Annotated in this window: 8 protein-coding genes, 1 tRNA gene and 1 pseudogene; 2 read left to right on the top strand and 8 right to left on the bottom strand. The window is 69.5% G+C overall.

All coding sequences use genetic code 11. The features are described 5' to 3' along the window. Positions 1 to 47: 47 nt before the first annotated feature. The 3 genes and pseudogenes from ACRX5S_RS30150 to ACRX5S_RS30140 form a co-directional block, all read right to left on the bottom strand. Positions 48 to 761, bottom strand: coding sequence for a hypothetical protein (locus tag ACRX5S_RS30150; RefSeq protein WP_436776317.1), 714 nt, complete (start codon positions 759 to 761; stop codon positions 48 to 50). Positions 762 to 923: 162 nt separating this feature from the next. Next, positions 924 to 2066: pseudogene (locus ACRX5S_RS30145) on the bottom strand (IS3 family transposase); the annotation flags it as partial. 420 nt (positions 2067 to 2486) lie between these two features. Further along, on the bottom strand, positions 2487 to 2663 hold the full coding sequence (locus tag ACRX5S_RS30140) for a hypothetical protein (RefSeq protein ID WP_436776316.1): 177 nt from the start codon (positions 2661 to 2663) through the stop codon (positions 2487 to 2489). 275 nt (positions 2664 to 2938) lie between these two features. Between ACRX5S_RS30140 and ACRX5S_RS30135 the strand changes: the two genes are divergently transcribed. Next, entirely contained in the window at positions 2939 to 3949 is a 1011-nt protein-coding gene (locus ACRX5S_RS30135) for a recombinase family protein (protein ID WP_436776315.1), read from the top strand. A 181-nt stretch (positions 3950 to 4130) separates the two neighbouring features. Here ACRX5S_RS30135 and ACRX5S_RS30130 read toward each other — a convergent pair. Continuing rightward, positions 4131 to 4214, bottom strand: a tRNA-Leu gene (locus ACRX5S_RS30130). 118 nt (positions 4215 to 4332) lie between these two features. Further along, a complete protein-coding gene (locus tag ACRX5S_RS30125) occupies positions 4333 to 5445 on the bottom strand; it encodes a CAP domain-containing protein (protein ID WP_436776314.1) in 1113 nt (370 codons plus the stop codon). Positions 5446 to 5686: 241 nt separating this feature from the next. Between ACRX5S_RS30125 and lepB the strand changes: the two genes are divergently transcribed. Beyond that, positions 5687 to 6331, top strand: a complete 645-nt coding sequence (gene lepB / locus ACRX5S_RS30120; RefSeq protein ID WP_436776313.1) for a signal peptidase I — start codon at positions 5687 to 5689, stop codon at positions 6329 to 6331. An 897-nt stretch (positions 6332 to 7228) separates the two neighbouring features. Here lepB and ACRX5S_RS30115 read toward each other — a convergent pair. The 3 genes from ACRX5S_RS30115 to ACRX5S_RS30105 form a co-directional block, all read right to left on the bottom strand. Beyond that, on the bottom strand, positions 7229 to 8095 hold the full coding sequence (locus ACRX5S_RS30115) for a hypothetical protein (protein WP_436776312.1): 867 nt from the start codon (positions 8093 to 8095) through the stop codon (positions 7229 to 7231). A gap of 480 nt (positions 8096 to 8575) precedes the next feature. Beyond that, positions 8576 to 10069, bottom strand: a complete 1494-nt coding sequence (locus ACRX5S_RS30110) for an MFS transporter (RefSeq protein WP_436776311.1) — start codon at positions 10067 to 10069, stop codon at positions 8576 to 8578. Positions 10070 to 10423: 354 nt separating this feature from the next. Then, on the bottom strand, positions 10424 to 10807 hold the full coding sequence (locus tag ACRX5S_RS30105) for a nuclear transport factor 2 family protein (RefSeq protein ID WP_436776310.1): 384 nt from the start codon (positions 10805 to 10807) through the stop codon (positions 10424 to 10426). Positions 10808 to 10903: the final 96 nt, after the last annotated feature.

Genomic DNA, 10903 nt, shown 5'->3' with positions numbered 1-10903 from the left:
TCCCGCACAGCACCGGACTTCATGCCTGACCAGCGGAAACTCAGCGATCACATTCGATAAGACAACGGCTTCTCAACACCGTCGGCGGCCTGCGCGGCGAGGTTCTGGACTGGCAGCAGTATGCCGTCTGTGCCGTCGGGGCGAAGCGTGTGCCGGACCACGGTCTCCCACATGTGGTTGGGGAAGGCGGTGGGTCCGCTGGTCTGCCAGCGTCCCGGCAACGTCACCTCTTCCACGCACGCCGCGCCGACGAGCGTACGTCGTGGCTGGTTGTCGAACGGGGAGTGCTTCACATAGATGAAGACCAGCGACTCGTGCGGCGTGACGTTCTGGAAGAACGCGTCGATGACCGCCTTCTGGTTGTCCCCCTGCATCACCCAGGCGGGCTGGTAGTTCAGTTGCTCTCGGACCCACTCCTCCCGGTCCGGGACGAAGTCGTCCACCGGCTGCTGGGGCAGCACCTCGCCGACGAGGTTCTCAGCGTTCAGCCAGAAGAACGGCACAGCATGCAGCGACCACGGCGGTATCGGGGCAGCGGTCTCGACGACGTTCTTCAGGGCGTCGTTGCCCGCGTATGGGTGGGACCGCACCAGCGTGTGCGGGCGCGGGCTCAGAAACCCGCCGTTCTCCCCGACGCACGGCGGCAGACCGCCGGGAAGATCCTGGAACCGCACGCCAGGATGCAGGATTTCCAGGTCATCCTGGCGGTTCTTGCTGATGTTCTTGACGAGAACGCACGAGCTGTTGGCCTCCGGGTCCAAACACACGGTCCCGGACCACCCCGAGTCATGCCACGGAACGCGCACGGAAACGTGCTGAACGACAGCCACCAGGAATCCCCCACCCGACGTCAACCTGAACCGCCCCGGCTTTGGTGGACTCCCCGGCCCGCCCCGAGTTTGGTGGAGCTGAGTCGCTTGGTTTCACGCTACTGGTCTTGTGCGGAGTTCGAACTCCACTGGACTGAGCATGCCCAAGGCGGAGTGCCTGCGTTGCCGGTTGTGAAAGATCTCCAGGTATTCGAACAGGGCCGTGGATAGTTCGAGGCGGGTGCGCCACCGTCGTCGATTGAGCAGTTCCACCTGCACTCGGGCCCAGAAGGACTCCATCAGCGTGTTGTCCACGCAGTCCCCGATGGAGCCCATGGAGGGCAGCAGGCCGGACGCGCGGGCGCGCTCGGTGAAGGCCCAAAAGCCGAACTGCACGCCGTGGTCGGAGTGGATGATCGTGCCGCCCGGCTCTGGGCTGCGGTTGCCGATCGCCATGCTCAGCGCGTTGGTGGCCAGCGCGGCTTTCGCTGAGGCGTCGATCGACCAACCCACCACCCGGCGGGAGAAGGTGTCCAGGACGACCGCGCAGTACACCTTGCCCTCGAACGTGGGGTGTTCGGTGATGTCGGTGACCCACAGCTGGTCCCGCGCCTTGCGGGTGAAGTCGCGGTTGACCAGGTCCGCTGCGGAGGGGGTTTCGTGCTTCGTCCGGGGGCGCCGGCTGCCGGGCAGCCCCTGCAGGCCGGCCCGCTGCATCAGCAGTTCCACCGAACCGTGCTGGACCCGGATGCCTAATCCGAGGTCAAGTTCGGCGTGGACGCGGCGGGCACCGTAGGTGCCGCGGGAGGCGGCGTGGATGCCGATGATGGCCTCGGTGAGCCAGGCGTGCCGCACGGTGCGGGCCGACGGAGGCCGGTCGCGCCAGGCGTAATAGCCCGACTCCGCCACGTGCAGCACCCGGCAGGCGCGCTGCACGGAGTGGCCCTCGCCTTGCCATCACCCGGATCGCTTCGAACCGCCTTTTGGGGAGGTGGTCTCCCCGAGCAGCTCGGCGGCCCGGCGATGGATGGCCAGTTCCGCCTCCAGCTCCGCGATCCGCTTGCGGGCGGCGGCCAGTTCGGCTTGCTCGGTGCTGGGGACGCCCGGCATCCGTCCGGTATCGATGAGGTGCTGGCGGCGCCAGGAGTAGATCGTCTGATCGCTGATCCCGAGAAGTTTCGCCACTTCGGCGATCTTCCGGCCGGACTCCACCAGATCGAGGACCCGGCGGCGGAACTCGGGCGGATAACTGCGGGGGCATGACGGCCTCCGGAAGCTGCTGGACGGTCAATTCTCCAGCAACCCGGCTCCATCCATCCCGGGGCACATCACGCAGAAGCTGGCCGGTGCAACGGTTCGGTCAGTCCTGCTGCGCTTGGCAGAGACGTGTTCGTTGCCCGTGACCTCACCGAGAGGTTCCGGCTGTCCCAACGCGCCCGCAGCGAAACAAGGATCGCTCGATCTGGCCAACTGGCGTGGCGGCCGGTGGGATTCCGGTACGCCGTGGAAACGCTCCTGGGCAAGACGGTTGACGTTCTGGAGGATGGCCATAACGGCGAGCGCGGTGTCGGGCCGGATCGAATCCGGGGCTGCGCGGGGCCAGTTGGCCGCGTGGGCCTGCCAGCCCGGAGCACGCGTGAACGGTGCAGCCGCCGCAGGCGGGCTGCGGTTCGCGTTCTACGGCCGGGTGTCCACCGAGGACCACCAGGACCCGGTGACGTCGCGGGCGTGGCAGCGGTTGCGCGCCGATGCCGTGGCCTCCGGGCACGGGCGGATCGTGACGGAGTTCTTCGACATCGGCCACAGCCGCTCGCTGCCTTGGGCCCGGCGCCCCGAGGCCGCCTCACTGCTCACCGCTCTTGCCGACCCGGAGCGCGGATTCGACGCCATCATCATCGGTTCCAGCGAACGCGCTTTCTCCGGGCAGCAGTTCGCGGCGATGGCGCCGGTCTTCGAGCGNCGGCCACAGCCGCTCGCTGCCTTGGGCCCGGCGCCCCGAGGCCGCCTCACTGCTCACCGCTCTTGCCGACCCGGAGCGCGGATTCGACGCCATCATCATCGGTTCCAGCGAACGCGCTTTCTCCGGGCAGCAGTTCGCGGCGATGGCGCCGGTCTTCGAGCGTTACGGCGTGCCCGTGTGGCTGCCCGAGCTCGGCGGCGAAGTCGGCCCGCAGCTCGCGGCCCACGACGAACTGATGGTCCTGCTCGGTGTTCTGGCCAAGCGCGAGGTCACCCGCACCCGGATCCGTGCGCGCACCGCGATGCTGGTCCAGGCCCGCGACCAAGGCCGGTACCTTGGCGGCCGCCCGCCGTACGGCTACCGACTCGTGGACGCCGGACCGCACCCGAACCGCGCACTCGCCCGCCGCGGCGTGCAGCTACGTCGCATGGACGTCGACCCGGACACCGGCCCCATCGTCACCTGGATGTTCCAACAGCGCCTCGCCGGGCACAGCGTCGCCAGGATCACCCGTGCGCTGAACGACATGAAGGTCCCGTGCCCGGCCGCCACCGACCGCGAACGCAACCCGCACCGCACCGCGATTGCCTGGACACTCACCTCGGTCCAAGGCGTCCTCAGCAACCCGAGGTACACCGGCCGCCAGGTCTGGAACCGACAACGCACCGACCACGAACTGATCGACCCAGACAACACCACCCTCGAACACCGGGACGTGATGCGCCGCAATACCCCCGACGAGTGGGTGATCTCCGAAACGCAGGCACATCCAGCGCTGGTCAGCGAAGCTGACTTCGTCGCCGCACAGGCCATCCGAGCGGAGAAGAAGGCTGTCGGGCGGACGTACCAGCTCGCCGCACTCCTGCGTTGTGGCCACTGCAGCCGGCTCATGGAGTCCTGCTGGTCGAACGGCCGCGCCGCGTACCGCTGCCGCCACGGACACTCCAGCGCCACGCCTCGTGATCCAAACCGGACGCCGAACCCGTACGTCCGGGAAGACCAGATCCTCGCCCATCTGCCAGCGCTCCACCTGATGCGCACCGGCGAGGACACGGCACCGGACCCGGCAGGCGCACTCGCCCGCCTCCGCGCCGACGGCATCGGCTTGACCTACGACCAGGCCGGTCGCACGGTGACCGCGGACACCGAACGGAAGGAAAGGATCGTTATCGGACGATGACTCCCAGCGCCGACCGGCACCGGACAACCGGTCAGCGCGCAATTGACAGCCAGGGCCGAGAAAGAGGGAAGGTGACAGATACAAGCAGACCCCGGAAAACGACGAACACCCGCCTCGGCCGAGGCCAAGCGCGGGTGCCGATCGCTGCTGCCCTGGAACCGAGGTTCGTGGGGCAATTATGTGTCCGAGGGGGGACTTGAACCCCCATGCCCTTTCGGGCACTAGCACCTCAAGCTAGCGCGTCTGCCATTTCCGCCACCCGGACGTGACTGCTGCGGCTTGGGGCCGCGTTGTCTGGAGTAACGATACCAAGATTGGGAGGGGGTCTGCGACGCGGTATCTGGGGGCGGGTGGGATGTGGGGTGGGGGTGGTGGTTTGGGGGTCAGCGGTAGGTGACGCCGGGGAGGCGGACCAAGGGGGTGCCGAAGACTTGGGTCCAGTAGATGCGGTACGAGCCGCCGTGGGCGATGCCGATGCCGATCTGGGTGAGTTCCGGGGTCAGGATGTTGGCGCGGTGGCCGGGGCTGTTCATCCAGCCTTCGACCACGTCGGCGGGGGTGGGCTGACCTGCGGCGATGTTCTCGGCGACGCGGCTGTAGTCGTAGCCGGTGGCGCGGACGCGGTCGGCGGGTTGGCGGCCGTCCAGGCCGGCGTGGTCGAAGTAGTCGCGGGCGGCCATGTCGTCGCTGTGGGCTTGGGCTGCCTGGGTGAGGCGGGGTTCGGCGGAGAGGGGGCCCATGCCGTGATTGGCGCGTTCGGCGTTGGTAAGGGCGATCACTTCGGAGCGGAAGCGGGTGATGTCGGCTGGGGCGGGAGGGAAGGGCGGTGCGGGTGGGGTGCGTGGGGCGGCCGAGGCAGTCGGTTGGGAGGGGAAGGCCGGCGTGGTCGGGCGGGGGCCGAAGGGGTTGCTGCCATCGGCGGGCGGCATGGGGGTGAGGGGTGGGGTGGAGGGGTGGGCGGCGCCCGGCGTGGGGGCGGGGGTTCTCGGCGGGCTGGAGGGGCGGGGTGGCGTGGGCTCGTCTATGACGTCCACGCCGAAGTCGCGGGCGATACCGGCGAGGCCGTCGGCGTAGCCCTGGCCCAGGGCGCGGATCTTCCAGGTGTTGTTGCGGGTGTACAGCTCGGCGAGGAGCAGGACCGTCTCGTGGTTGACGGGGTGGGGGGTGAAGCGGGCGAGGGTGGTGCCGCGGGGGTCGGTGACGGTGAGGTTCGGGGTGGGGAGGCTGCCGAGGCGGGTGGCGGGGTCGGCGGGGCTGACGACGAGGGTGACGCAGGTCGCGCCGGGGCGCAGAGAGCGCGGGGTCACGGAGGCGGTGTCGCCTTGGAGGCGTACGCCGGGCGCGGTGGTCTGGTTGAAGAAGACGAAATCGGCGTCGCCCCGGACACGGCCCGAGTCGTCGGTGATCAGGAGGGACAGGTCGTACGGGCCGGGCACGCGCAGGGTCAGCGCGCCGTCCGGCAGTGCGAGGTTGGCCCCCGGGGCCAGGTTGGTCATCGTCCGCCCACTCCGTTCCGAGAAGTCACACCTGATTTGTAGCCGACGCGCGTCGCTGCGGACGATGTGCGGCCGACCACGAAGGGGACAACGTGCGAGGGGCGTGCGATGTTCACGGGGGTGCAGCCGGGGGCGGGCTGGGTAGCGTCGCATTGACGGGACGTGACGGAGCGGCGGCGGACTGGGGACGGCTGTGGCGGTACGGGGGTCCGCGCTCGGACGGTGGCTCATCGTCGTCCACATGATCGGGGCTGTGCTGGTGGCGGTGCCGTTCGTGCTGGCGTTTGTGCTTTATAGGACGTACGCGGTTCCCTCCGGGTCGATGGAGCCCACGCTGCGGGGCGGCGACCGGCTGCTTGTGCGCGACAGCGGGGGCGGCGGCGTCACGCGCGGGGATGTGGTGGTGTTCACGGCGGAGGGGTGGTCGCACGGTCGCGGGCAGGAGTTCGTGAAGCGGGTGGTGGGGGTCGACGGGGATGTCGTCGCGTGCTGCGACGAGCAGGGGCACGTGAGCGTTAACGGGCTTGTCCTGAACGAGAGTTACCTCGCCGCTGGGGTTCGCCCGTCGGCGGTGGAGTTCGAAGTGACGGTCCCGGACGGGCGGTTGTTCGTCTTGGGGGACGCGCGGACCACGTCGTACGACTCCCGCGCGCACGTGGCGGATGGCGTCGGGGGCACGATCGCGCGTGCGGATGTGGTGGGGCGGGTCGAGCGCATCATCCTTCCGCCTGCGCGCCATGAACTGGTGGGTGGAGACGGGGTGTTCGCGGCGGCGGGACTGACGATGGATGGGTCGGGGGTCGGGCCTGCTGTGACGCTTGCGCTGGTGGCGGTGGCGGGTTTGGGGGTCAATCTGACAGCTGGTGTCGTGGGGGTTGTCGGGTAAGTGGTGGCGAAGCGCCGTGGAGAGTACGTGAGTTGACGACGGCTAGGTTGTGCGGATCGACAGGTTGTCGGTGGTGATTTGGTCCGCGGTGACCAGCGCCTGATCGGCCTCGACGCGCGTCATGAATATGAACGGGGGGGATGGTCGGCGGCAGAGGCAATCCGTCACCCGAGAAGGTCAGGCAGATCAGCCCTTCGATGCAGCCGTACAAGCGCGTGACGTAGATCGTCACGTTGCCGCGCCGACCGCGACCGACCGCTGCCAGCTCGTACCGCCTTCGACCGCTTCTCGTCGATCCTCAACTTCGCGATGACCCGGCCGAACGCCGAGTCGCTGTCGCCGGTCACGTCTGGTACCTCCCGATGTTCCCGTCGATCTGGCCGTATCCCGGGCCGCGCAGGGGTGTCGAGTGAAGGGGTGCCAAGTGCAGAGGTGGCACGCGCGGAGATGCCCCGCGCAAGGTCGCCGAGTGCAGAGCTGCCACGTGCCAACGCGCCCAGTACAGATGTGCCACGTGCCGCGAACACCCGCCTGCCGGGCATGTTCGGATCAACTACCGCGCATCATGGGGGTAGTGCGGGAATCCGCCGCGCCGTACCGAGCAGAGGGGTGCCGCGCAGCCCGCCGCAATTCAGCGGAGTTCCTGCATTAGCGGAAGACGGAGCCGATTTCGCATGCGGCCGCGGAACAGCGCACACGGCCGCACCGAACTACCGTTCCCGGCTTGCTCGACCGCCCGTCCGACATGGCTCGGAAACACCGGATGGCCGCAAACTCGTGCCGTGGTGCGATGGTGTCGTACATGTGTGGCGACTGCGCCGGAATTCATGCAGGCGCCGTCTCGCAATCGCAGACCAGGACCGGTTTTGAACAAGAGTCAACAGTGGCCCGCCCCGGTCAGTCCGTGGGTTCGAGCGGTGCGGGCATCTCGGCGGACGATGCGATGTCCGCTCCCGGCCACTCGTCCATCGTCTGCGCGAGCGCGGGGTGCACCGCCCACATCTCGTCGCGCGTCACCGGCCCCGGGGCCGCGGCGTGCTGACGGGCCCTCACGTACTCGTGCAGGCGCCGGAACAGCCTGGTGCCGCCGGTCTCCCAGAGGTCCTCCGCCGCGAGCGTGAGGTGGAAGAAGTACCAGGAGTAGTTGAACAGCCCGTTTTCCAGGGCGTGTTCCATGTCCGGCAGGGTCCGGAAGCGCATGCTGTCGGCGGGCAGGTCGTACACGACCGTCGTCAGCGCGTGCATCGCCGGGAGCATGTCCGGTTCCATCTCGGCCAGATAGCCGACCATGCCCATGTTGGCATGCAGTTCGACCAGCCACAGGTCCGGATACGACGCCCAGTCCTGCTGGTGGTACAGGTGCGTCAACTCGTGTACGTGGATGGCCTCGTAGTACGGGACCAGGGACGCCGGCTCCCCGTACTCCTCGCGCAGGTTGGCCCGCGTCGCCGCGCTGATGTGCGGTTCGTACGAGGCCAGTTGCTCGGCATAGAAGGGTGCCTCGCCCGGTCCGACCGTGGTCGCTCCGGCGATGGTGCGGGGCATGCCGTACAGCGGCATGTCGGTGACGCCGGACCAGTCCTCGGCATCCGCGACGTTGAGCCGCAACTCCGGTGCTATGTGCAGGGCGTCGGTCATCCAGGCGATGACGCGCTCGGTACGGGCCGCGAGTTCCTCGGCCCGGATCTCGCAACCCGCACTCGCGAAGACGGGGAACGGGAACCCGGCGACCGGGGTGAGCGGACGGAGTTCGGTGTTCGCCATGCCGGCCTCCCTGGAGCAATCGATCAAATCCAGCCTAACCCGAGGCCATTTGGCACTGAATAGGTCTTTTTGAGTAGCGGCTCGGTGACTGTTCGCGCCAGAGGCCCGGAGACGGAGATGGCCGCAACAAGGGCCGCCGCACGGGGCCACAGACGACGCAAGAGCGCCGGAGGGCTCGTCCAGCCCTCCGGCGCTCCACGGTCCTGACCTGCGGTTCTGACCTGCGGTCCTGACCTGCGGCCCTGCGGCCCTGACCGGCGATCCCGACCTGCAATTCTGACCTACGGCCCTNCCCCCCCCCCCCCCCCCCCCCCCCCCCTCCACGGTCCTGACCTGCGGTTCTGACCTGCGGTCCTGACCTGCGGCCCTGCGGCCCTGACCGGCGATCCCGACCTGCAATTCTGACCTACGGCCCTGATCGGCGATCCCGACCTGCGCGCCGACCGACACCACTCCATCTACGCGCGTCCAACGCCCCGTCTACCCCGCCGGGATCATGACCTCCCCCTCGGCCCCCGCGCCCCGCACCTTCGGCAGCAGTTGAACCAGCACCGCCGTCCCGACGCAGAAGCCGACCAGCGGAATCAGCGCCCACGTGAACGCGTGCGCGTAGTCGTTCGGCTCCAGCCCCGCCCCCAGCTCCCCGTAGAACACGATCCCCACGAGCGCCACCCCGAGCGCGTTGCCGACCTGCTGCGCGGTGTTCAGGACGCCCGCCGCCGAGGCCGCGTACCGCTCCGAAACCCCCGCGAGCACGATGGCCGACATCGGGGCGAGCGCGACGCCCATGCCGTACCCGGACACGACCAGCCCCGGGATGAGCCACCCGACCGCCCCCGAGGCACCGATCGCACCGACGGTCTCCGCAAGCACGACATAGCCGACAGCGGTCAGAACGGCACCGAGAGTGAGAACTTGCCGCCCCAGCCGCGCGGCGAGCTTCTCGGCCTGGGTGGCGCCGAGGAAGTAGCCCGCGCCCAGCGCCACGAACAGCAGCCCGGAGTTCAGCGCGCTCATGCCGTGGCCCATCTGCAAGTACAGCGCGAGCACCAGGAAGAACGACGCCATCGCGAGCTGGTACGCCAGCATCACACCCAGCCCCGCCGAGAACGACCGCTCACGGAACATGACCATGTCGATCAGCGGCGTCCCGCCCCGAGCCGCGCGCCTCCGCTGATACCAGACGAAGTCGGCCACCAGCAGCGGCGCCGCCCCCAGCGACAGCCACGTCCACAGCGGCCAGCCCTGCTCGCGGCCCTGGACGAGCGGCAGCACCGTCGCCACCATCGCCGCCGTCACCAACACCACTCCGACGAAGTCGAGACGGGTGCCGCGCGCACCGCGCGACTCGGGCACCAGGCGCGGCGTGACCAGCAGCACCGCGACGCCGACAGGCACGTTGATCCAGTAGATGCTGCGCCAGTCGAGCCCCAACAGGTCGATCTCGATCAGTCCGCCGCCGATGAGCTGGCCGAAGACCCCGGCGAAGCCGATGGTCAGGCCGTACGCCATGAAGGCCCGCGCCCGGTACGGCCCGGTGTACACGATGTTGACGATCCCGAGCACCTGCGGCATCAGCAGCGCCGCCGCCGCGCCCTGCGCGACCCGGGCCGCGATCAGCATCTCGGGGTTCCCGGCCAGGCCGCAGGCCGCCGAGGCGAGGGTGAACAGCGCCATGCCGGTCATGTACATCCGGCGGCGTCCGACCATGTCTCCCAGGCGGCCGCCGGTGATCAGCAGCGCCGCGAGGGCCAGGCCGTAGCCTGCCACGACCCACTGGATGGCCGCCGCACCGGCGCCGAGGTCGGCCTGCGTCGCGGGTATCGCGACATTGACGATGAAGAAGTCGAGCGTGGTGATGAAGACCCCGGCGAGCAGGACCAGAAGCGTTCCCCACGAGGGGCCGCGTTCGGCTGCGGGCGGCGCGGCGGCGGGTGCACCGGCTGCGCCGCGGGGCGTCGTGGTGGTCGACACGGTGGAGGTCCTTTCGGGACGTCGGTTCAGGCGGTACGCGCACGAATCCGCAGGTGGGCGCACGGGCAGTCGGGCATGCGAGCAGGCGCACGGACAGGCAGGCGCACGGGCAGGGCGCCCGGCATACCGGCACGCAAAGTCGGCAAGTCGAAGCGGGCCCACAGAGCAAAGCAGTCCGAGGCAAGTGCGGCGTTCGAGCACGGGACGGCCCGCAACGGACCGCGTCGTCGGCCCCTCGTGGCCCGCCCCGCGCTCAGGCCCCGCGGCGGTCCACGCCGCCGCGGGGCCCCACCCCGCCGCGGCCGCCGTGACCGCGGGAGCTCAACCCCGCGGTACGCACGGCCCGCGGGGAGCTCACAGCCCCGCAGGCACCTTGTCGAGGAACCCGCTGACCTTGCACACCCGCCCGTCGGCCGCGATCTGCGCGACGTCGAAGCCGACGACCAGCGCCTCACCGCCCGCGGGGCCGAGGTTCCAGGTGAACCGCACGAGGTCGTGGTGCCCGTCCACCGGCCCGCCCAGCGTGAACACGAGGCCGGCGAACTGGCCCTGCACCGCGCCGATCACCATGTCGAGCGCGTCGCGGCTCGCCACGTCCGCCAGCGGGTCGGTGTACGCCGCGTCCTCGGTGAACGCGGCCTCCAGCAGTTCGCGGCGCTTGACCGCGTCCGTCTCGTTCCAGGCGGCGATGTAGCGCTCGGCGACGGCGGTGTAGTCGATGGCGTTGCTGGCGGTCATGGTGTCCGTCCTTCGCTTCCGGCGGGTCCGTCCCACGGCCCGCCCCCGGTGTTCGTTCTCCGCGTTTCCGCGGTGCTTTCCGCAGGTCAAGAAGCT

It is taken from the genome of Yinghuangia sp. YIM S09857 (assembly GCF_051388915.1).
Taxonomy (GTDB): Bacteria; Actinomycetota; Actinomycetes; order Streptomycetales; family Streptomycetaceae; genus Yinghuangia.
Note: the sequence above shows the minus strand (reverse complement) of the source record. Positions and strands in the feature narration are given on the sequence as shown.